Source organism: Delftia deserti, assembly GCF_042653485.1.
GTDB lineage: Bacteria > Pseudomonadota > Gammaproteobacteria > Burkholderiales > Burkholderiaceae_C > Comamonas > Comamonas acidovorans.
The window spans coordinates 5,057,902-5,078,924 of sequence record NZ_JBHSIH010000001.1 but is presented as its reverse complement, the minus strand read 5'-3'; the positions used below and the strand labels follow the sequence as shown (position 1 = coordinate 5,078,924).

Genomic DNA, 21,023 nt, shown 5'->3' with positions numbered 1-21,023 from the left:
AACCGATCAGGCGGGAACGGCCTGTGCGGGGGCCGGCAGATGAGGATAGCGGTGCGCCAGCGTCTGCTCCAGCCCGAACTGCGCCAGCAGGGCATGCAGCCGCTCGGCCGAGCTGCGCTTTTTCTGCCCGGTATGGCGCGCAATGATCAGCTCGTTCTTCATGCTGTGCTCCCAGCCGACCAGCTCGGTCACGGTGACCTGGTAGCCGCAGGCTTCCAGGTACAGGCAACGCAGCACGTTGGTGAGCTGGCTGCCCATTTCACGCGTGTGTATGGGATGGCGCCACAGTTCTGCCAGGGGCGTGCGCGTCAGGCTCAGCGCCTTGGTCTGGCGCAGGCAGGCAGCGACCTCGGCCTGGCAGCAGGGCACCAGCACCATGGCCTTGGCCTTTTTCTCCAGGCCGAAGGCGATGGCGTCGTCGGTGGCGGTGTCGCAGGCGTGCAGGGCCGTGACCACGTCGAATTGCGCAGGCATGAAGTCGGCATGCGTGGATTCGGCCACCGACATGTTGAGAAAGCCCATGCGGTCGAAGCCCAGCTCGGCGGCCAGCTTCTGCGACGCCTCCACCAGCGGCGCGCGCGTCTCTATGCCGTAGATGTGGCCGCGCCCCAGCGGCTTGAAATACAGGTCGTAGAGGATGAAGCCCAGGTAGGACTTGCCGGCACCGTGGTCGGCCAGGGTGACCGCATGGTCGTCGGCCGACAGTTCTTCGAGGATGGGCGCGATGAACTGGTAGAGGTGGTAGACCTGCTTGAGCTTGCGCCGCGAGTCCTGGTTGATCTTGCCTTCGCGCGTGAGGATGTGCAGCGCCTTGAGCAGTTCGATGGACTGGCCGGGCTTGAGGCCCAGCTGCTCGGTCACATCCTGCTCGGGTTTCGCGGCAGGCTTGCCCTGGCGCGCCTTCATTCGGCTGCGCCCTTGGCTGCATGCACCACGGGGCAGCGCGCGCCCACGCCCAGGTCCAGCCAGCCTTCGATGCCGATCTTCTCCAGCGTCTCCATGTTGCGCTCGTAGATGGACTCCGCCTCGGGGAATGCTTCGACCGCCTTGTCTATGCTGTCCTCGCGCAGCAGGTGCAGCGTGGGATAGGGCGAGCGGTTGGTGCAGTTGGTGACGTCGTCCGCTTCGGTGCCCTCGAACTGGAACTGCGGATGGAACGAGGCCACCTGCAGGATGCCTCCCAGGTCCAGTTCCTCGACCATGGCGTCGGCCACTTCGAGGAAGTCGTTGAAATCCAGGAAGTCCTGCAATGCGTGCGGCAGGATCAGCAGCGTGGTGTCGCGCTTGTCGGGCGAAGCCTCGGCCAGGGCTTCCAGCTCGCGGTGCAGGTCCGCCGCCACGCCCTCGGCGTCGGTGGCCTGGCTGACCGTGTAGTGGATCTGGCCCTTGATGTGCACGCCCTTGGCGAAGGGACACAGGTTCAGGCCGATCACGGCCTTTTCGAGCCAGTGCACCGTATCCTCGATCACGGTGACAGGCGGAAACTCGGCCGCGCGAATCTCGTGGTTGGTATCGGTCATGGCTGTGCCCTTCAAAAATGCGAACGGGGGCACTGCGCCCCCAGACATTGCGAAACCGTCCAGGAACCCTTCCCTGCCCTGTCACGCAGGGTCCGCATTCTAGCCGCGCCGCCCGGGCGATGCCGGTGCTCGGATTTCTCAGCCCAGCAGGCGCAGGCCTGTCAGCAGCTCATGCTCCCGGGCAGCGTAGCGATCCGTCATCCCGGCGATGAAGTCGGCCACCACCCGCGCACGCGCCGATACATCCTCGGCCAGCATGGCCCGCTGCACGAAACGCGGCTTCATGCGATCGGGCTCCACCATGTAGGCCGCAAACAGCTCGGTCACGACCTGCTGCGCGCCATCCATGGTCTTCATCACCTGTTCATGGCGATAGAGATTGCGGAACAGGAACTGCTTGAGCTGCAGCGACTGCTGCCTCATGGTATCGCTGAAGCCCACCAGGGGGCCAGCCTGTGCGCGCACCTCATCGACCGAACAGGGCCGTGCCTGTGCAATGCGTTGCTGCGTGGCGGCGATCACGTCATAGACCTGGTCGCTGAGCATGCGGCGGATGCTTTCGTACAGCAGGCGCCGCTCGGCCAGGGGCATGCCCAGCTGAGGATGCTCGGCCAGCGTTGCATCGTGATAGCGCGCGAACAAGGGAACGGCCTCGCACAGTTGGGCCATGGTGATCAGGCCGGAGCGCACACCATCGTCCACGTCATGGGCGTTGTAGGCAATGGCATCGGCCAGATTGCACAGCTGGGCCTCCAGCGAAGGCTGCCGGCCCAGCAAAAAACGCTGTGCCACGCCACCGGGCTCGCGCGCCTCCAGGTGTTCGGCATTGGTGCGCGAGCAGTGCTTGAGAATGCCCTCACGCGTCTCGAAGCTCAGGTTGAGCCCGTCAAAGGCCGGATAGCGCTCCTCCAGCCGGTCCACCACGCGCAGGCTTTGCAGGTTGTGCTCGAAGCCGCCATGCGGCTGCATGCAGGCATTGAGCGCGTCCTGGCCCGCATGGCCGAAGGGGGTGTGACCCAGGTCGTGGGCCAGGCAGATGGCTTCGACCAGATCCTCGTCGAGCTGCAGGGACCTGGCGACCGAGCGGCCCAGTTGGGCCACCTCCAGCGAATGCGTCAGCCGCGTGCGGAACAGGTCGCCTTCATGGTTGACGAAGACCTGGGTCTTGTAGACCAGGCGCCGGAAAGCCGAGGAATGCACGATGCGGTCCCGGTCGCGCTGGAAGTCGCTGCGCGTGGGCGCGGGTGCTTCCGCAAAACGCCTACCCCGGCTGAACGCCGGGTTGCAGGCATAGGGGGCCAGGGCCTGTTTCTGCATTCGATCGCCTCATCATGCTGACGAGGCCACTCTAGCAGTTCCTGCTTGGCCCCCGCACTGCGGATCAGGCGCAGCAGGCGTTGATGACCTCGCGCACCAGCGCGTCGGGTGCCGAACGCATGATGGCCTTGCCAGGGCCGTCGATGAGCACGAAGCGGATCTCGCCCGCCTCGGACTTCTTGTCCACGCGCATCAGTTCCAGATAGCGCCCGGCATTGTCGGTTTCGTCCAGGATGGCGCCACGCACGGGCAGGCCCGCACGCGCGACCAGCACACGCAACCTCTGCACAAAGGCCGCATCCACCAGGCCAAGGCGCTGCGACAGCTCGGCCGCCATGACCATGCCGGCGCCCACGCCTTCGCCGTGCAGCCAGTTGCCATAGCCCATGCCGGCTTCGATCGCATGCCCGAAGGTGTGGCCGAAATTGAGAATGGCGCGCAGCCCAGCCTCTTTCTCGTCCTGCCCCACTACCCAGGCCTTGATCTCCACGCTGCGCTTGATGGCATGTGCCAGCGCCGTGCGGTCGCGGGCGAGCAAGGCATCCATGTTCTCCTCCAGCCAGGCCAGGAAGTCCATGTCGGCGATCGGCCCGTACTTGATGACCTCGGCCAGGCCGGCGCTCAGCTCGCGCGCCGGCAACGTGTCCAGAGAGGCCAGGTCGCAAACCACCAGCTGCGGCTGGTAGAAGGCACCGATCATGTTCTTGCCCAGAGGATGGTTGATGGCAGTCTTGCCACCCACCGACGAATCCACCTGCGACAGCAGCGTGGTGGGCACCTGCACGAACGGCACGCCACGCATGTAGCTGGCAGCGGCAAAGCCGGTCATGTCGCCGATGACGCCGCCACCCAGCGCGAACAGCACGGTCTTGCGGTCGCAACCGCCGGACAGCAGGTCGTCAAAGATCAGGTTCAGCGTCTGCCAGTCCTTGTGGGCTTCGCCATCGGGCAGCACCACGGTACGCACGCTGCGGTAGCGCTGTTCCAGCACGCGGCGCAGTGCGGGTTCATAGAGCGGCGCGACCACATCATTGCTGACGATCACGGCCTGGGCCGCAGCAGGCAGGGCGGCATAGGTCGCGGCCTGGTCCAGCAGGCCGGTGCCGATGGTGATCGGATAGGAACGGTCACCCAGGTCTATGGTCACGACCTGGGCGGCAGGCAAGGAGGAAGCGGTGGGCAAGATGGTGTCGCTCCAAGGCAAAAAGAGTGAAAGGAATTGCGCGACACGGCAGCGCGCCCGGCAACCGCCGATCTTAAAGAAAAAGGCCCCGGCAAGTGCCGAGGCCTTTGGCGTTCCACCTGACTGTGCTCAGGCCAGTTCCGCCTGCATGCGTATGCGCTGGGCGGCCTGCGCCACAGACAGACCCGATGTCTGGATCACGAAGTGAGCCGTCTCCAGATAAAGCGGCTCGCGCTGCAGCAGCAGCTCCCGCAGGCGCAGCGCCGGGTCTTCCACCTGCAGCAAGGGCCGCGTCACATCGTTGCGCAGCCGAGCGGCGATGTCCTCCGGCGTGCAGTCCAGATAGAAGACCTGGGTGCGTGCATGCAGATGGCGGCGGTTTTGCTCGCGCAGCACCACGCCGCCGCCCGTGGACAGCAGCAGGCTGGATGTGGAGGCCGACAGCTCGTCAATGACCTGCGACTCCATATCTCTAAAAGCCTGCTCGCCCTCGCGCTCGAAAAACTCCCGGATGCTGCAGCCTATGCGCTGCTCGACCACATGATCCGCATCCACAAAACGCATCGACCACAGGCGCGCCAGCTGGCGCCCTATGGTCGATTTGCCGGAGCCGGGCAGGCCGATCAGGGCCACCCGGGTTACCAAGCCTGAAACATCCATCTGCTGTTACCGCATGGGCCATGGGAAATCGAAATTATCTCCCATGGCCACCTGGCAGAACTTTTATGGCGTTGTGGGCGTTGTGGGCGTTGTTGCCGGCTTGGCCACCGTGATGGTCATGTTCCTCGTGATCACAGTGTTGTCGGCATCCGTGACACGCACGATCATGTTGAAGGTGCCATCCGCCGTTGGAGTACCCGACAAGATGCCGTCGCTGGACAACGCCAGCCCTTCGGGAGTGCCACCCAGACTCACCCACGTGTAGGGAGCGCTACCGCCGGTTGCCGACAGTGCGTATGCCAGGGCCACATCACGGACGCCAGAGATGGTAGGCGCCGTGAAGGCCAGAGGTGCCTTGGCTGCAATGATCACGGTCACGGTCTTGTCAACCACGGTGTCCTGTGCGTCCTGCACACGTACCAGCATGTTGAAGGTTCCGACCACGGTCGGCGTACCGGACAGCACGCCGTCGCTGCTCAGGCGCATACCGTCTGGAACACCACCCAGTGTCGACCAGCGATAAGGAGGAATGCCGCCTGTTGCTGCAAAGCCGTACACCAGAGGTTGGTCCTTGACACCCGAAATGCTCAAGCCATCAGCCAGGGCCAGAGGCGTCTTGGCGATCTCATGGTAGACACCCACAACGGTATAGGCCCTGATGGGATCCTGGATGCCATTGCTGACATCGTTGTCCCGGCGGTCCACGGTCGTTTCCAGCACGATGGCGCCGCTATCGGGTCCACTGGAAAGCGACAGCTGTGCAATGCCGTTGAGCGAATTGACTTGCAACGAAGAGCCAGCCTTGGATCCAGAGATCAGGCGCGCACCTTCATAAGCCGAGCTGGGCAAAATCCGAACCTGCACATTGGGACTGGTGCCAGTGACCGGCTGATTGCGGTCGTCGACCACCTTCACTTCCAATGCGACGTTGTTGCGCAGATTGGAGAGGTTGTCTCGGGAGCCCAGATAGCCAGGCGTCTGGGTCACGGCCAGCGTGCTGGCGGGAATTCCCTGCGCTGCACCGCCGACAGTGACGCTGGCAACAGCACTCACCTGGCGCTTGTCACGAGGATCCGTCACCGTGCAGGTCACGCTTGCCACACCGGCCTTGTCGATTGCGTGCAAATGGAAAGTGGCACTGCCAGAGTTGGAACCCAGCACAATGGAGCGGCTGGGCGATAGAACTCCTTTATCGTCCTTCTTATCCGTTCCGTCCAGATAATACAGAACTGCTGAATCAAGGCCTGCAGTCACCGCACATTGGAAAATACCGTCTCCGCCAGGAATCGGCATGCTCCCTTGCCGCGCCTCGACATACATCGTTGTTGTATATGCTGCATCCGCACCAATATTAGGACCAGTATTTCCCAGATTCACCGGAAGCTGCGTTTTATCCGCACGCAACGAAATGGTGTAAGGCTGACTAGTCTCACCAGCACTCCCTCCACCACCCCCACACCCGGCCAGACCGAGTGCCAGCATGGCACCGAACATGATTTTTTGCATGATTATCAATCTCCTACTACATTCAACGAGCACTTCGGATGTCAGCCAGCATCTTCGGCGTAATAAATACCAGCATCTCCCGTTTCTGGGACTCTCTCACGCGGCTTTTGAAAAGATTACCGAGTACAGGGACATCACCCAAAAAGGGAATCTTGTTTTCCGTGTTGGTCTCCTCCATTTCGAAGATGCCACCAATCACAACAGTTCCGCCATTCTGAACAAGAACCTGGGTACGCACATGCTTGGTATCGATGGCGACACCCTGCAGCGTGCTCTCGCCACGCGAATCCTTGTTGACATCCAGGTCCAGGATGATATCGCCTTCAGGAGTGATTTGAGGCGTGACCTCCAACTTCAGAACAGCCTTTTTGAAGGCAATGGTCGTCGCGCCATTAGGCGCCGTCACAGAATACGGATACTCAGTACCTTGCTCGATCAATGCCTTGGTCTGGTCGGCCGTCACCAGCCTCGGGCTGGAAATGATCTTGCCCTGACCGTCGGATTCCATAGCAGAAAGTTCAAGTGTCAGGAATCGGTTCGCAGCAGCATTGAATATCGACATGGCAAACGTTCCTGAGTTCGCAACGTTTGAGAGCCTTCCAGGCAGATTAACAAAGCTTCCAGATGTATTCACAGATTGCCCGCTTGCGCCAGCGGAAGCATTGGCATTATCAAATCCCGTCCCGATCGCTACACGATTGTCTCCACCGATGCTGTATCCCCCATCGCCACCGCGCTGAGCTCGTAAATCCCCCCCGCCAAGACGCACACCCAGAGCACGGCCAAATGTGTCGCGGGCTTCAACAATGCGGGCTTCAATCAGCACCTGCCGAACAGGCACGTCAAGCGTTGCAAGGAGCACTTTCATCTCCTCCAGCTTCGTAGGTGTATCGGTCACGAACAACTGATTGGTTCGGGGCTCAGAAATCGCAGAGCCACGCTCAGACAGGAATCTGGTGGAAGCTCCACTCGCCCCACCGCCGCGAGAATTTGCGCTGATCTGCTGAAGAATATCGACTGCTTTCGCGTAATTGAGTTGAAAGCCCTGGGTTTTCAGCGGCTCCAGCTTCTGAATCTCCAGTGCAGCCTCGTAGTCACGCTTGGTACGGGCATCAATCTCATCCTTGGGTGCAATCCAGAGCACCGAGCCGGACTTGCGCATGCCCAGGCCCTTGGCATCCATGATGATCTGCAGCGCCTGATCCCAGGGAACATCCTTGAGGCGCAAAGTCAATGCCCCGGAAACCGTGTCCGAGGTCACGATATTGAAGTTCGTGAAATCGGCGATCACCTGCAACAGCGACCGCACTTCAATGTTCTGGAAATTCAGAGAGAGCTTTTCACCACTGTAGCCAGGCCCCTGCGTCAGCTTGCTCACATCCACCTTTTTCTGGTGGACTTCGATCACAAACTGGCTGTCGCTTTGATAGGCGCTGTGCTCCCAGTCTCCTACGGGGGCAATGCGCATGCGGACAGACTCACCCTGCTGCACCGATGAGATGGTCTGCACCGGTGTTCCGAAATCCCCGACATCCAGCTTGCGTCGCAGCCCTTCAGGCAAGGAGGAGCGCAGGAAATCGACCACCAGTTCCTTGCCTTCGCGGCGCAGATCCACTCCAACCTGGCTATTGCTCAGGCCCACGACGATACGGCCCGAACCATCACTGCCGCGGCGGAAATCAACATCCCGAATAGGCTGGATGTCACTACCAGCAGCCGTCTTGGCTTCAAACACTCCCTGCTGCGCGGAAGACCGCACCGATGCAGACGCTGCCACCGGATCCAGCAGGATCAGCAGCGCCTTGCCCTGGCGTTCAGTACGATAGGAAGTCGCTGCCTTCAGATTCAGCACCAGGCGGGAGCGGCCCGATGCCTCCACGATATTGATGGAGCGCAGGTTGCCCTGATTGAGCTCGACCACGGATTTGCCCGTGCCATTGGTGGCACCAGGAAAGTCCAGTGCGATGCGCGCCGGGGACTGGATCGCAAATCCCGTAGGGTCGGCTGCCAGCGCTTCGGAAAGCTCGATGCGCACCACCTCGGTGCCCCCTTGAATCGAGCCGGAGACCGACTCTATCGCGGACTGCGCCCATGCCATGGAGCCGAGCAGCCAACCGCCTACGGCGATTCCCCAGCGCGCCTTGTGCAACATGCTTCGATGTGTGCCCATCATTTCCTTCCCTCCTGCAACTCCAGTGTGCTATTTCTCTCTATCCAGTCTCCGCTGCCGTCCTGGACGATTTCCCGCAACTGGATGGACGTCTCCGTGATCCGGGTAACCTTGCCGTAGTTCTGCCCCAGGTAATTTCCTGCGCGAACCTGGTACAGCAAGGCCCCCACCCTGACAAGCGCCGTAGGCACGCCTTTTTTGTCCAGACTGCCGACCATGGTCATCGCATCCAGAGGCTCGGCCTCCAGCGGTTCCTTGCGCCGATTGAGCTCGGAGGCGATCAGGGTGGTATTGGCGCTGGACTGCGCAGACTCCCTGCGCAGCACCTGCATCAGCTTCATGGGATTGAAAGGATCCATGCCATCAGAACCAAGATAGGCCTGGGGCGTGAAAGTCTTGGGCTCTTCCAAAGGCTTGACACGAGGCCTGGCATTGGCTCTTTCCTGGGCCATCCAGGTCTGCAGTTCCTCCTGATCAGAAGAAGAGCAGCCCGAGACGGCCAGGCAGGCCGTCAGCATCAGCAAGCCGCTGAAACGCATGTGTCTCATTTCTTCTTGCCCTTCCCGGCAGCCGCGCGCTGCGCCTGCACTTCGTCGGCATCCAGGTAGCGGAAGGTCCGTGCCGTCGCCTCCATGCTCAGGACCTCGCTTCCGTCCTTGCCCACGGGCACGATCGACAGATTGTTCAAGGTCACGATGCGCGACAGGTAGGCCACATCGGAGGCGAATGATCCGATGTCGTGAAAGCGCCCGGTCACCTTCAAAGCAATGGGCAGCTCGGCGTAGTACTCCTTGACCACCATCGCGCCAGGCCGGAAGGTTTCAAACTGCAGGCTTCGGCCCAGTCCTGCCTGATTGATATCAGAGAGCAGGGCCGCCATTTCCGCCTTGCTGGGCAACTGCTTTTCCAGCTGCGTCACATACTGCTGGACCTGTTCTCGCTGCTTCTTCAGGCCATCCAGGCTGACGGCCTTGGACAGCTTCTGACTGAAGTCCTGGCGCAGCGTGACCTCGGTATTGCGCTCCTGCTCCAGGGTGTCTTCGTAGTCCATGATCAGCACATACCAAAGCACGGCCGCCACGGCCAGCGCAATGGCCACGCACAACAGCGCCTGCGGCAGCACAGGCCACCGCGACGGGTCATTGGGATCGAGGCCACGGAACTGGCGCTGGATGTTCTCCTGCAGTGCGGAGAAGTCGATGTCTTTCTTTTTCTTCTTGGCCATCACTGGGGTTTTCCTGGGTTGGCCGGCGTCGAAAGGTTCTTTTCCGCCACGCTGGCGCGCGTCAGTAGAAAGCGCAGATTGAACGCAGCAGCGCGGCGCTGGTCCTTGGGCGTGACATTGACCGTCTTGGCCACGATTTCCACCAGTTCAGGCTTTGAAATCCAGGGTGTCCCCTCCGAGAGATTGCGCAGCATTTCAGACACCCGCTCATTGGACTGCGCCGTACCTTGCATGGTCACGACCAGACCATCCTGCCTGATGCTGGTGATATAGACGCCATCGGGCAACTGGGCCACCAGCTCGTTGAGCATGTGCACCGGAAGATTGCGATCGGACTGCAGATCTTCCACGGCCTTCTGCCGAGCGCGCAGGGCCGTGATTTCATCCTCCAGCCCGGCAATTTCCTTGATCTGGGACTCCAGCACGGTAATCTCGGCACGCAGCATGCTGTTCTTTGCCTGCTGGTCCTCAATCATCATCTGGTACCACCAGTACACCACGCCAATGATCAAAAGCCCCACCAGGGCAGACAAGACCATGGTGGCCTGGAATGCTTCCTTGCGGCGCTTTCGTGTTGCTTCTCTGTGAGGAAGCAGATTGATCAGGATCACGAGACAAACCTCCGCATGGCCAGTCCGCAGGCGGTCAGGTAGGCAGGGGCCTCTCGCGACATGCGCTTGAGGCGCACGCCGCTGCCGACTTCCATTCCATCAAAGGGATTGGCAAGGCTGCAGGCAAAACCCGTTTGCTGCGTGATGGCCTCGGACAGGCCGGAAAGTGGGGCCGAGCCGCCGGCCAGCAGGATGTGGTCTATGCGGTTGTGGGGCGTACTGGTGAAAAAGAACTGCAGTGCGCGCGACACTTCCTGCGTCATGCTTTGCACAAAGGGCTTGAGCACGGCGGAGGCGTAGTCCTCCGGAAGTTCGCCGCTGCGCTTCTTGGACTCGGCCTCTTCGAGCGAGAAACCATATTGGCGCGCAATCAGTTGCGTCAGCTGTGCGCCGCCAAAAGCCTGGTCCCGGTCATACAGCACCTCGTCGTCGCGCAGGATCTGCATGCTGGTCGTCATGGCGCCCAACTCGAACAAGGCGACAAGGGCGTTGTTGCCCTGATTGGGCAGGCGCTCGATCAGCCGTGCAGCCGCCATGCGGGAGGCGTGGGGCTCGATGTCGATGACCATCGGCTTGAGGCCGGCCGCCTCGGCCAGGCCCTGGCGGTCCTGGACCTTCTCGCGGCGCGATGCGGCAATGAGCACGTCCACGTCGCCGGGTGAATTCGATGACGGGCCTATGACACAGAAGTCCAGACTCACTTCATCGAGCGAGAAAGGAATGTACTGATTGGCCTCGGATTCGACCTGGACCTCCAATTCCTGCTCGCTCATGCCGTCCGGCAGCGAAATCTTCTTGGTGATCACGGCCGAGGCCGGCAAGGCCATGGCCACGTTCTTGGTCCGCGTGCCGCTTTTTTTGACCAGTCGCCGCACAGCCTCTGCCACTTCGTCGAACTTTTCGATGTTGCCGTCCGTGATCCATCCCCGCTCCAGCGGTTCGATGGCACAGCGCTCCAGCAACAGCTCGCCCGACTTGGCACGAGACAGCTCAACGAGCTTGGCGCTCGAAGAACTGATGTCGATGCCTAGCAAAGGTGCGGGCTGGCGACTGAATAAGGATCCCATAGCAATCAACTTGCCCTCCCTCTTCTTGTGTATGTAAAGAACGCAACAAACCTTCACATATAGGTTGAATGCTATCAGCAAGACTGCGCGCAACTCACCATGCCTGCCGGAGCACGCTTGGCGGTAGTGGCCAAAAACAGACATTGTTGCGGGCCATCAAATGCGACATGAATGCACCCCTGCTTGCATGTCGGCCTGCACGCCTGGCTTAGGATGCGGGGCTTGCGGCCATGCTGGCAACCGTGTGCAGCCGTCTCCTACCGACCTTCTGGGGCACGCATTTTTATAATGCGGCACTCCTCAGCACTCCCTGCGACATGCCGTCTTCAGACTCCCGAGAACCCCAGGCTGCAAAGCCTCGCTCCGCCCCATCCAAGCCCATGCACTGGTTTCCCAAGGCCTTGCTATGGCTGGCGGGCATTGCCGTTGCCGGCGCGCTGGCCTTGATGCTGACCGTGGCCGTGGCCCTGGCCATGGCCTATCCCAACCTGCCCGACGTGTCCGAGCTGGCCGACTACCGGCCCAAGCTGCCGCTGCGCGTGTACTCCAGCGAAGGCGCGCTGCTGGGTGAATTCGGCGAGGAGCGGCGCACGCTGACCCCCATCCAGGACATCCCCAAGGTGATGACCGACGCCGTGCTCGCCATTGAAGACACGCGCTTTTTCGAGCATGGCGGCGTGGACTACAAGGGCATGGCCCGCGCCGCGCTGGCCAATCTGGGCCGCGTGAAAAGCCAGGGCGCATCGACTATCACCATGCAGGTGGCGCGCAATGTCTATCTCTCTTCCGAGAAAACGTTTACACGCAAAATTTACGAAGTCTTACTGACTTTTAAGCTAGAGCATCTGTTGAGCAAAAACCAGATTCTCGAGATCTACATGAACCAGATTTATCTGGGAAATCGGGCCTATGGCTTTGCTGCTGCCTGCGAAGCCTATTTCGGCAAGCCGCTGAAGGACATCACGGTTGCCGAGGCGGCCATGCTGGCAGGCCTGCCCAAGGCGCCATCGGCCTACAACCCGATCAGCAACCCCAAGCGCGCCCGCTCGCGCCAGCTCTACATCATCGAGCGCATGGAGGAAAACGGCTTCATCACCTCCGCCCAGGCCACTGAAGCCAAGGCCGAGCCGCTGAAGATCCGCACGGGCTCCTTCAACACCCGCGTGCATGCCGAATACGTGGCCGAGATGGCACGCCAGCTGATCTTTGCCCAGTACGGCAACGAAGCCTATACGCGCGGACTGAACGTCTACACCACCATCAATGCCGGCGAACAGGAAGCCGCCTACGCGGCGCTGCGCCGCGGCATCATGGACTACGAGCGCCGCCAGAAATACCGCGGCCCCGAGAAGTTCGTGGCCCTGCCGGCCGACGCCGAGGATCGCGAAGACGCCATCGACGACACCCTGGCCAATCACCCCGACAACGGTGATGTGCTCGCCGCCGTGGTGCTGGATGCCAATCCGCGCAAGATCCTGGCGGCACGCGCCGACGGCGAGCAGATAGAGATCACGGGCGAGGGCCTGAAGCCCGCCGAATCGGGCCTGAACCCGAAGGCACCGCCCAACATCAAGATCCGTCCCGGCGCCGTGATCCGCGTGGTCAAGACGCCCAAGAACACCTGGGAAATCACGCAGCTGCCCGAGGTGGAAGGCGCCTTCGTGGCCCTGGTCCCCCAGACGGGCGCCTTGCGCGCACTGATCGGCGGCTTCGACTTCCAGAAGAACAAGTTCAACCACGTGACCCAGGCCTGGCGCCAGCCCGGCTCGGCCTTCAAGCCGTTCATCTACTCTGCGGCCCTGGAAAAAGGCTTCTCGCCCTCCACCATGATCAATGACGCGCCGCTGTTCTTCAGCGCCGGCGTGACGGGTGGCCAGCCGTGGGAGCCCAAGAACTACGACAGCCGCTACGACGGGCCGATGACCATGCGCACGGGCTTGAACAAGTCCAAGAACATGATCTCCATCCGCCTGCTGCAGGCCGTGGGGCCCAAGCAGGGCCAGGAGTGGGTCACGCGCTTCGGCTTTGATGCCGCCAAGCATCCGGCCTACCTGACCATGGCGCTGGGTGCCGGAGCGGTCACGCCGCTGCAGTTGGCCGCCGGCTACTCCGTGTTCGCCAATGGCGGCCACCGCGTCAATCCCTGGCTGATTTCCCGCGTCACCGATCACAAGGGCCGCATCCTGTCCGAATTCACGCCGCCCCCGGTGCAGGAACTGCCCCAGGCCATCGACGCACGCAACGCCTTCATCATGGACAGCCTGCTGCAGGACGTGGCGCGCGTGGGCACGGCAGCGCGCGCGCAGTCCACGCTCAAGCGTCCCGACCTGTATGGCAAGACGGGCACGACCAACGACTCGGTGGATGCCTGGTTCGCGGGCTTCCAGCCCACGCTGGCCGCCGTCTCCTGGATCGGCTACGACACGCCGCGCAACCTGGGCAGCCGCGAGACGGGCGGCGGCCTGAGCCTGCCTATCTGGATCGGCTTCATGCAGCATGCCCTCAAGGGCGTGCCGGTGGCAGAGATGCCAGTGCCCCCTGGCGTCGTGAACATGGGCGGCGAGTGGTACTACGAGGAAAACGCGCGCAACGGCGGCGTCAGCAGCCTGGGCATGGACAGCGCTTCCACGGGCGGCGCTGCAGGCGCCACGCCCCCGCCCGCCACCGAGGAGCGCAACCGCATCCTCGACCTCTTCCGCAACTGACCGCCACACAAGCGGTTGAGCACGCAAGAAAGCCCGGCCATGCCGGGCTTTCTTCATGGAGCCTGCCGATAACGGCGGATCAGCGTGCCGAGAACTGCAGCGCCAGACCCGACTGCTCGGTGGCGTAGCGGCTCAGGTTGGCGAAGAACTCGCCCGCGCCCTTGGTATCGAGCCAGGCGCCCTGCGCCGCGTCGTAGCGGTAGTGAAAGCCGCCGGCCTTGGCCGCCAGCCAGATCTCGTGCAGCGGTTTTTGCTGGTTGATCACGATCTGGCTGCGGTTGGCAAAGACCAGGGTCACCATGCCACCCACGCGCTGGGCATCGAGGTCGGCATCGGTTTCATCGTTGATGCGATCGCAGTCCTGCTCCACGGCCAGCAGCAGTCGTTCGGCAAGGTCCAGAAATTCTTGGTCGGTCATTACAATTCGCTTATGTTGAAAGCCTCGCAAATTCTAGTCAGGTGCATTGCCCTTGGCGCCTGTGCGGCGTCCCTGGCCGCCTGCGGCCAGAAAGGCCCGCTGTTTCTGCCCAGCTCGCCTGCGGCCAGCCACCGCGCCACGCTGCCGCAGACCCTGGGCATTTCCAGCCCGGCCGAGCGTGCAACGCCCGCGCCTGCACCCATCACCTTGCCCGCGGGTCCGTCGAGTGCCGCCGTCGAGGAAAGCTCGACCCCCACCGGTACAAGGGATTCCCGCAAGCAGCAGGCCGACTGAGTCGGCGGCCGCGCGGCGGCTTGATGCACATCAACACCGCTGCCAGGCATGGCGCTTAGAGTGACTTTCTCTTGTCCCTCGACAACCCGCCATGCCCGTAGAGCTCTACCGAGACAAAAACCACGCCTGCCTGATGTTCACCGACCTCATCGAGGAAGATGGACAGGCCATACAGGCCAATCAGTTCCTCATCGTCGATGACGACACGGGCGCCATCATCGATCCGGGCGGCAATCTCGCATTCAACGAGCTGTTCATGGGCATGTCGCGGCATTTCGCGCCGCACAAGCTGTCCTATCTGATTGCTTCCCACGCCGATCCAGACATCATTGCCTCGCTGGACCGCTGGATGACCAGCACCAAGGCACAGCTGGTGATCTCGCGCATCTGGGAGCGCTTCGCGCCCCACTTCACCAAGGTCGGCAAGACCGAGAACCGCGTGATCGGCGTGCCGGACGCCGGTGGCCGGCTGCCGCTGGGTCGCCATGAACTGCACCTGCTGCCGGCCCACTTCCTGCATGCCGAAGGCAACTTCCACTTCTACGACCCGGTCAGCCGCATCCTCTTCACGGGCGACCTGGGCGTGTCCCTGATGAACGGCATCGAGGCGCAGGTGCCCGTGACCGACCTCGTGCCGCACATCGCGCGCATGGAAGGCTTTCACCGCCGCTACATGGTCTCCAACAAGATCCTTCGGCTGTGGGTGCAGATGGCGCGCCAGCTGCCCATCGACATGATCGTGCCCCAGCACGGCGCGCCCATCATGGGCGCCAAGGCGATTGCCGACCTGTTCAATTGGCTCGAAGGCCTGCAGTGCGGCATCGACCTGTTCGACCAGCGCAACTACCAGCTGCCCATGGCGGACATCGACCCCGTGACCCGCCAGCTGCGCCCTGCCCTGCGCGCCGTGGCCGGCTAGCTTCTGGCGCGCCGGCGGCGCAGTGCATGGACCACGCGCCAGGCCAGCAGCAGCGCAAGAATGGCCGCGTACACGGCGACCTCGGCAAAGTTGTTCTTGCCCGCGCGCATCCAGAAGAAGTGCAACAGGGCCAGCGGCGCGACGGCATAGATACAGCGGTGCAGCCATTGCCAGCGCCTGCCACCCATGGCGCGCATGACACGGTGCGGCGAAGTCACCGCCAGTGCGGTCAGCAAGAGCAGCGCCGCAAAGCCCACCAGGATGAATGGCCGCTTCGGGATGTCGAGCACGATCTCGCCCCAGTCCAGCCCCATGTCGAACCATGCATAGCACAACAGGTGCAGCAGGGCGTAGAAGAACACATACAGGCCCAGCATGCGCCTGAAGCGCGCCAGTGCCGTCAGTCCCAGCGCCTGGCGCAGCGGTGTCACGGCCAGCACCACGCACAGAAAGCGCAAGGTCCAGTCACCGGTGGAGCGCAGCAAGGCCTCGGCCGGATTGGCGCCAAGAGTGTTCAGGATGGCTCCAGCCAGCAGCCACGCAAACGGCAGCAGGCACACAAGAAACACCAGCGGCTTGGCCGTCCGGCGCAGCAAAAAACGCTGCACCGCCGTCATTGCATGGGCCACATCAATAGAACTTCTTGAGGTCCATGCCCGCGTAGAGCTGGCCCACCTGGGCTTCGTAGCCGTTGAACAGCTGCGTCTTGCGCTTCTTGGCGAAAAGGCCGTCTTCGCCAATGCGCCGCTCCGTGGCCTGGCTCCAGCGCGGGTGCGGCACGTCGGGGTTCACATTGGAATAAAAGCCGTACTCGTTGCGCGCCGCCTTGTTCCAGGCCGTGCCCGGCTCCTTGTCGGTCAGGCGGATGGCGACGATGCTCTTGGCGCTCTTGAAGCCGTACTTCCACGGCACGACCAGCCGCACGGGCGCGCCATTCTGGTTGGGCAGCACTTCGCCATACATGCCAAAGGCCAGCAGCGTCAGCGGGTGCATGGCTTCATCAAGGCGCAGCCCCTCGGTATAAGGCCAGTCCAGCACGCCGCTGCGCAGGCCCGGCATCTGCGCCTTGTCGGCCAGGGTCACGAATTCCACGTACCTGGCACTGCCCAGCGGCTGCACCTTGCGCAGCAGCTCGGCCAGGGAATAGCCCACCCAGGGAATCACCATGGACCAGCCCTCCACGCAGCGCAGCCGATAGATGCGTTCTTCCTGCGGCGCGAGCTTGAGCAGCGCATCCAGGTCCAGCGTCTGCGGCTGCTGGACCAGGCCCTCGATCTTCACCGTCCAGGGGCGGGTCTTGAGCGTGTGGGCGTTCTTGGCGGGATCGTCCTTGTCCAGCCCGAATTCGTAGAAGTTGTTGTACTGGGACACATCGGCATAGGCCGTGACACGGTCCATGGTGTTTGCGCCCACGACCTGGGAAGGCACGGAGGCCAGCGCCGCCAGCTTGCCGGGGCGCTGCACGCCCGCCGCCCAGCCGGGCAAGGCCGCGCCGGCCGAGCCTGCGGCCAGGTACTGCAGCCAGGCACGGCGCTTGAGGTAGCCTGCCCGGGGCGTGATCTCGCTGCCTTGCGGGTGTTGGAAGCCGTTGTCGTGGGAACGGATCAGCATGGGAATCTCCTGGTGTGCCGGCGGGCACGAGGCGCCATTGCTGGCGATATGGCGATTGGGAGCCTCGCAGGCGCGCGCAAGTTCCCTGCGGCACCTATGCGATCGTGCACGAAAAAGCGGCATGCGCCTGAACGCATGCCGCTACCCTTGTCTTGCCACTGTCACTGCCACTGCAGCGGCTCAAAGCTCGCCGTAGCTGTGCAGCCCCGAAAGGAACATGTTCACCCCCAGGAAGGCGAAGGTGGTGATGGCCAGCCCACCCAGCGCCCACCAGGCGGACACCGTGCCGCGCAGGCCCTTGACCAGGCGCATGTGCAGCCAGGCCGCGTAGTTGAGCCAGACGATCAGCGCCCAGGTTTCCTTGGGGTCCCAGCTCCAGTAGCCACCCCAGGCCTCGGCCGCCCACAGCGCGCCCAGCACGGTGGCGATGGTGAAGAAGGCAAAGCCCACGGCGATGGATTTGTACATCACATCATCCAGCAGCTCGAAGCTGGGCAGGCGCTCGGCGATGCGCTTGCGCGCCAGCAGGATGCCGGCCACGATCAGCGCCGAGATGCCGAAGTAGACCATCCAGTAGCTGCCGCCGTTCTGGGTCGCACCCTGGCGGAAGACGATGGGCTCGAAGCACAGCACCACACCCAGCATCCACAGCGGCGCGAGCTTGTACCAACGGGTCTCCGTGGCCTGCTGCTTGATCAGGTAGGCAAAGGAGACCATGGCTGCCAGCGCAAAGGTGCCATAGCCGATGAAGTTGGCCGGCACGTGCAGCTTCATCCACCAGCTCTTGAGCGCCGGCACCAGCGGCTGGATCTCGTGCGCCTCGCGCACCAGCGTGTACCACAGCAAAAAGCCCACGGCCGCGCTGACCACCAGCATCACGAAGCCGCCCAGGGCGCGCGTGTCGTAGTGCTGTTCGTAATAGAGATAGAAAAGCGCCGTCATCCAGCAGAACATGACGAACACTTCATAGAGATTGCTGACCGGGATGTGGCCTACATCGGGGCCGATCAGGTAGCTCTCGTACCAGCGCACCATGGTGCCCACCAGCGCCAGCGTCACGGCCAGCCACGCCAGGCGCGAGCCCAGCAGCGACAGCGCCGTGCCCTCGCCCCGCGCAAACATGCCGATCCAGTAGAAGACGGTGCTCATGAAGAACACCATGCTCATCCAGAGGATGGCCGACTGGCTGGACAGGAAGTACTTGAGGCCGAACACCGTGTCCGATCGCGCCAGTTGCGCCCCTTCAGGCCCCTGGTAGAGCCCGATGGCCAGCAGCGACAGCCCGGCCACCACCAGCATCAGCCCGCGCAGCGGGCGCCAGAACCAGCCCAGCCAGATGGCCGAGGGAATGGTGCCGACCAGGATGCACTTTTCGTAGACATCCATGTACTCGCCATAGCGCTGCAGCGCATACAGCAGTCCCGCCGCCACCAGGGCCGCGAACACCCAGTCGAACCAGTTGCGGCGGGCGAAGAAGCCCTCGTTGAGCGTCAAAGTCGTCGTGGTAGTGGCGGTGTTCATGCGGAACCTCCGGGAGATTTCTTGTGGATGGGCTCGGCGCCTATCAGCTTGCCGGCCAGCATGGCGAATTCTCTATCACCATCGAGTGTCTTGCGATTGGTGGACAAGGCCATTTCGGCATGGCTTTCCCCATCGCGGGGCGTGAGCCAGATCCAGAGGCGGCGGTCGCGCACGTACAGCATGCAGAACACGCCGATGATGAGGAACAGGCAGCCCAGATACACCACGTTCTTGCCCGGGGCGCGCGCCACCTGGAAGACGCTGGCCTGCACCTGCTTGAAGTCCTGCAGCATGAAGACCATGGGCATGGGGTAGAACTGCGCATCGCTGAGCGAGAATACGGCCTGGGTCATGAAGGACTGCGTCTGCTCGCTGGGCTCCAGCGGCGCCTGGCCTGCCTGCGTGCGCACGATCTGGGCCAGCTCGAACAGCACGCCGTTGAGAATGCGCACCAGCACCTCGCCCGCACGTTCGCGCTCGGCCGCAGGCACATTGCTTTCCATGAAGTCCGAGATGGCCTGCAGCCCGCCCAGCGGCTTGCCGTCCGGCCCCTTCTTGTCGGTCTGGCCCGCGAATAGTTCCAGCGCCTTGGTGGCCGACTGCGCCAGCGCGCCACTGAGTTCGGCACGCGAGGCGTCGATGGCCTTGGCCACATAGGCCTTGGCCGCCTGCTCGCGCAGCCGGGGGTCCTGCAGCGCGCTGCGCAGGCGCAGGAAGGTGTCCATCTCGCTTTCGGGATCGGCGGGAATGCGCAGGTAGCGCATGGCATCGGCCTGGTTGTCGCGCACGCCCAGCAGGAACACGCGCTGGCCGTCGCCCGTGTCCACGGGCAGCATGTAGTTCTGGAACTCGCGCGCCTGGCCCGAGGCATCGCGCAGCTTGTAGCGAATGCTGGGGCCGATGTTGCGCAGCTCCTTCTTGGTCACGGTCTTGTGGGCCGCGCCCAGGCGCTCGTCGATGGCCTGCTTCAGGTCCACCTTGCGCACATCGGTGCCGCTGCCATTGGCCCCGCCGCCACCGCCGAAGTTCTCCACGTTGATGGTGCGCAGTTCGGCAAACTCCAGCGTCACTGTCTCGTCCTTGCCGTCCGGGAGCTTGCGCACGAACTGGTCCGATCCGCCGATCACGCCCTCGACATCAAAGGGCTTGGCTCCCGCCTCCAGCGGCACGGCGCGCAGCTTCACCGACGAGCCGCCGTCGTCAAAGCTGGACTGGTAGATCTCGATGCCACGGTAGCTGGCCGGGTGATTGACCTCAATGCGCTTTTCCAGCTTCTCGCCCGTGGCCTTGTCGTGGATGACGACCTCGCTGGCAAACAGCTTGGGCATGCCCGTGGAGTAGTACTCCACGATGAATTTCTTGAGTTCCACCGCAAAGGGCAGCTCCTGCAGCAGCACGCCGTCGGACTGCGACAGGATGGCCGTGCCTGCCGTGCCGCCCTCGGTCACCAGCAGGTTGCCTCGGAAGGTGGGGTTGCGCTCGCTCAGCCGGTGCTGCTCGGACACCTCGGAGATCAGGCCACCGCCGGTATAAGGTGTTTTGCCTCCCAGCCACATCTGCGCGCGCACGATGAGGTCGCCATCGAACAGCCCGCCCAGGCAGATCAGCACGATGGCGCTGTGGGCTGCGATATAGCCCAGCTTGTGGGCCGCGCCCGCCTTGGCCGCCAGCATCCAGCCCGTGCCGGGACCGGCCGCCGTGTCGCGCTGCTGCAGCCGCACCTTCCAGCCGCCCGAAACCAGCTGCTGGCCCAGGCGCCTGGCAGCCTCTTCCGTGCTGCCGGGCACCACGTTCTGCGCACGGTGGCCGAATGCCTTGAGGCTTTGTTCGCGAACGTTTTCCTTGTAGCTGCGCAGATCCGCCAGGTACTTGGGCGCATGGCGTGCCACGCACAGCGAGGTGCTGATCACCAGAAAGGCCAGGATCAGCAGGAACCACCAGGCGCTGTAGACCGCATTGAGCTTGAGCGCGAGGAACAGCTGGGCCCAGAAAGGCCCGAACTGGTTGACGTAGTTGCCCACCGGCTCATGCTGCTTGAGCACGGTGCCGATCACCGAGGCAATGCAGATGACCGTCAGCAGCGAGATCGCGAAGCGCATCGATGCCAGCAGCTCCAGGGTCGCGCGCGCGGCCTGCGGGCGGGAGGGAGCAAGAGCGGCACCGGAAGAGTTGTCTGACATGAAGAACGAAAAGCCAAAACCCGAATGAAAAAAGCGGGACCATCTGCATTCATGCGATGGACCCGCCTGGCTTGGGGTGTCTATAAAGCAATAGGTTCCCGGTGATTACCCTGGGA

At 62.9% G+C, this 21,023-nt stretch carries 19 protein-coding genes; 3 read left to right on the top strand and 16 right to left on the bottom strand.

What is annotated here, in order from left to right; all coding sequences use genetic code 11:
• Positions 1–6 precede the first annotated feature (6 nt).
• From ACFPFG_RS24115 to ACFPFG_RS24065, 11 genes are all read right to left on the bottom strand, one after another.
• Entirely contained in the window at positions 7–906 is a 900-nt protein-coding gene (locus ACFPFG_RS24115) for a class I SAM-dependent methyltransferase (RefSeq protein WP_183019447.1), read from the bottom strand.
• Entirely contained in the window at positions 903–1,520 is a 618-nt protein-coding gene (locus ACFPFG_RS24110; RefSeq protein WP_183019448.1) for a DUF1415 domain-containing protein, read from the bottom strand. The genes ACFPFG_RS24115 and ACFPFG_RS24110 overlap by 4 nt, the downstream gene beginning before the upstream one ends.
• A 138-nt stretch (positions 1,521–1,658) precedes the next feature.
• Positions 1,659–2,837 (bottom strand): deoxyguanosinetriphosphate triphosphohydrolase, encoded by a 1,179-nt coding sequence (locus ACFPFG_RS24105; protein WP_183019449.1) that lies wholly within the window; start codon positions 2,835–2,837, stop codon positions 1,659–1,661.
• A 64-nt stretch (positions 2,838–2,901) separates the two neighbouring features.
• Positions 2,902–4,020 (bottom strand): 3-dehydroquinate synthase, encoded by a 1,119-nt coding sequence (gene aroB, locus ACFPFG_RS24100; RefSeq protein WP_197955166.1) that lies wholly within the window; start codon positions 4,018–4,020, stop codon positions 2,902–2,904.
• A gap of 129 nt (positions 4,021–4,149) precedes the next feature.
• Entirely contained in the window at positions 4,150–4,680 is a 531-nt protein-coding gene (locus tag ACFPFG_RS24095) for a shikimate kinase (RefSeq protein ID WP_183019451.1), read from the bottom strand.
• A gap of 63 nt (positions 4,681–4,743) precedes the next feature.
• The gene (locus ACFPFG_RS24090) at positions 4,744–6,186 is read right to left on the bottom strand and encodes an Ig domain-containing protein (RefSeq protein ID WP_197955164.1); all 1,443 of its coding nucleotides are present in this window, start codon (positions 6,184–6,186) and stop codon (positions 4,744–4,746) included.
• A gap of 22 nt (positions 6,187–6,208) precedes the next feature.
• On the bottom strand, positions 6,209–8,359 hold the full coding sequence (gene pilQ, locus ACFPFG_RS24085; RefSeq protein WP_197955161.1) for a type IV pilus secretin PilQ: 2,151 nt from the start codon (positions 8,357–8,359) through the stop codon (positions 6,209–6,211).
• On the bottom strand, positions 8,356–8,904 hold the full coding sequence (locus ACFPFG_RS24080) for a pilus assembly protein PilP (RefSeq protein ID WP_197955159.1): 549 nt from the start codon (positions 8,902–8,904) through the stop codon (positions 8,356–8,358). The genes pilQ and ACFPFG_RS24080 overlap by 4 nt, the downstream gene beginning before the upstream one ends.
• Entirely contained in the window at positions 8,901–9,581 is a 681-nt protein-coding gene (locus ACFPFG_RS24075) for a type IV pilus inner membrane component PilO (RefSeq protein ID WP_197955157.1), read from the bottom strand. Before ACFPFG_RS24075 ends, ACFPFG_RS24080 begins: the two co-directional genes overlap by 4 nt.
• Entirely contained in the window at positions 9,581–10,192 is a 612-nt protein-coding gene (locus ACFPFG_RS24070) for a PilN domain-containing protein (RefSeq protein ID WP_183019456.1), read from the bottom strand. Before ACFPFG_RS24070 ends, ACFPFG_RS24075 begins: the two co-directional genes overlap by 1 nt.
• Positions 10,189–11,268, bottom strand: a complete 1,080-nt coding sequence (locus tag ACFPFG_RS24065) for a pilus assembly protein PilM (RefSeq protein WP_034347621.1) — start codon at positions 11,266–11,268, stop codon at positions 10,189–10,191. The genes ACFPFG_RS24070 and ACFPFG_RS24065 overlap by 4 nt, the downstream gene beginning before the upstream one ends.
• A gap of 371 nt (positions 11,269–11,639) precedes the next feature.
• On the opposite strand from ACFPFG_RS24065, the gene ACFPFG_RS24060 reads away from it, so the two are divergent.
• Positions 11,640–13,964 (top strand): penicillin-binding protein 1A, encoded by a 2,325-nt coding sequence (locus ACFPFG_RS24060; RefSeq protein ID WP_183019457.1) that lies wholly within the window; start codon positions 11,640–11,642, stop codon positions 13,962–13,964.
• 79 nt (positions 13,965–14,043) lie between these two features.
• Here ACFPFG_RS24060 and cyaY read toward each other — a convergent pair whose 3' ends face one another.
• On the bottom strand, positions 14,044–14,382 hold the full coding sequence (gene cyaY / locus ACFPFG_RS24055; protein ID WP_012207381.1) for an iron donor protein CyaY: 339 nt from the start codon (positions 14,380–14,382) through the stop codon (positions 14,044–14,046).
• 12 nt (positions 14,383–14,394) lie between these two features.
• On the opposite strand from cyaY, the gene lptM reads away from it, so the two are divergent.
• Both lptM and ACFPFG_RS24045 read left to right on the top strand, forming a co-directional pair.
• The gene (lptM, locus tag ACFPFG_RS24050; protein ID WP_183019695.1) at positions 14,395–14,676 is read left to right on the top strand and encodes an LPS translocon maturation chaperone LptM; all 282 of its coding nucleotides are present in this window, start codon (positions 14,395–14,397) and stop codon (positions 14,674–14,676) included.
• Positions 14,677–14,767: 91 nt separating this feature from the next.
• A complete protein-coding gene (locus ACFPFG_RS24045) occupies positions 14,768–15,595 on the top strand; it encodes an oxygen-binding di-iron domain-containing protein (RefSeq protein ID WP_012207382.1) in 828 nt (275 codons plus the stop codon).
• Here ACFPFG_RS24045 and ACFPFG_RS24040 read toward each other — a convergent pair.
• From ACFPFG_RS24040 to ACFPFG_RS24025, 4 genes are all read right to left on the bottom strand, one after another.
• Positions 15,592–16,212: a protein-methionine-sulfoxide reductase heme-binding subunit MsrQ gene (locus ACFPFG_RS24040; RefSeq protein ID WP_183019696.1), complete on the bottom strand. Its 621-nt coding sequence runs from the start codon at positions 16,210–16,212 to the stop codon at positions 15,592–15,594. The genes ACFPFG_RS24045 and ACFPFG_RS24040 overlap by 4 nt on opposite strands.
• 13 nt (positions 16,213–16,225) lie before the next feature.
• Positions 16,226–17,206, bottom strand: a complete 981-nt coding sequence (gene msrP, locus ACFPFG_RS24035; RefSeq protein ID WP_183019459.1) for a protein-methionine-sulfoxide reductase catalytic subunit MsrP — start codon at positions 17,204–17,206, stop codon at positions 16,226–16,228.
• Positions 17,207–17,386: 180 nt separating this feature from the next.
• The gene (gene ccsB / locus ACFPFG_RS24030) at positions 17,387–18,727 is read right to left on the bottom strand and encodes a c-type cytochrome biogenesis protein CcsB (RefSeq protein WP_012207385.1); all 1,341 of its coding nucleotides are present in this window, start codon (positions 18,725–18,727) and stop codon (positions 17,387–17,389) included.
• On the bottom strand, positions 18,724–20,907 hold the full coding sequence (locus ACFPFG_RS24025) for a cytochrome c biogenesis protein ResB (RefSeq protein WP_380108597.1): 2,184 nt from the start codon (positions 20,905–20,907) through the stop codon (positions 18,724–18,726). The genes ccsB and ACFPFG_RS24025 overlap by 4 nt, the downstream gene beginning before the upstream one ends.
• Between the last annotated feature and the right edge of the window lie 116 nt (positions 20,908–21,023).

Bases quoted from the DNA above. Each gene is read 5' to 3' on its own strand.
- ACFPFG_RS24115 (WP_183019447.1), bottom strand. From the start codon at position 906: ATGAAGGCGCGCCAGGGCAAGCCTGCCGCGAAACCCGAGCAGGATGTG.
- ACFPFG_RS24110 (WP_183019448.1), bottom strand. From the start codon at position 1,520: ATGACCGATACCAACCACGAGATTCGCGCGGCCGAGTTTCCGCCTGTC.
- ACFPFG_RS24105 (WP_183019449.1), bottom strand. From the start codon at position 2,837: ATGCAGAAACAGGCCCTGGCCCCCTATGCCTGCAACCCGGCGTTCAGC.
- ACFPFG_RS24095 (WP_183019451.1), bottom strand. From the start codon at position 4,680: ATGGATGTTTCAGGCTTGGTAACCCGGGTGGCCCTGATCGGCCTGCCC.
- ACFPFG_RS24090 (WP_197955164.1), bottom strand. From the start codon at position 6,186: ATGCAAAAAATCATGTTCGGTGCCATGCTGGCACTCGGTCTGGCCGGG.
- pilQ (WP_197955161.1), bottom strand. From the start codon at position 8,359: ATGATGGGCACACATCGAAGCATGTTGCACAAGGCGCGCTGGGGAATC.
- ACFPFG_RS24080 (WP_197955159.1), bottom strand. From the start codon at position 8,904: ATGAGACACATGCGTTTCAGCGGCTTGCTGATGCTGACGGCCTGCCTG.
- ACFPFG_RS24075 (WP_197955157.1), bottom strand. From the start codon at position 9,581: ATGGCCAAGAAGAAAAAGAAAGACATCGACTTCTCCGCACTGCAGGAG.
- ACFPFG_RS24060 (WP_183019457.1), top strand. From the start codon at position 11,640: ATGCACTGGTTTCCCAAGGCCTTGCTATGGCTGGCGGGCATTGCCGTT.
- cyaY (WP_012207381.1), bottom strand. From the start codon at position 14,382: ATGACCGACCAAGAATTTCTGGACCTTGCCGAACGACTGCTGCTGGCC.
- lptM (WP_183019695.1), top strand. From the start codon at position 14,395: ATGTTGAAAGCCTCGCAAATTCTAGTCAGGTGCATTGCCCTTGGCGCC.
- ACFPFG_RS24045 (WP_012207382.1), top strand. From the start codon at position 14,768: ATGCCCGTAGAGCTCTACCGAGACAAAAACCACGCCTGCCTGATGTTC.
- ACFPFG_RS24040 (WP_183019696.1), bottom strand. From the start codon at position 16,212: ATGACGGCGGTGCAGCGTTTTTTGCTGCGCCGGACGGCCAAGCCGCTG.
- msrP (WP_183019459.1), bottom strand. From the start codon at position 17,206: ATGCTGATCCGTTCCCACGACAACGGCTTCCAACACCCGCAAGGCAGC.
- ccsB (WP_012207385.1), bottom strand. From the start codon at position 18,727: ATGAACACCGCCACTACCACGACGACTTTGACGCTCAACGAGGGCTTC.
- ACFPFG_RS24025 (WP_380108597.1), bottom strand. From the start codon at position 20,907: ATGTCAGACAACTCTTCCGGTGCCGCTCTTGCTCCCTCCCGCCCGCAG.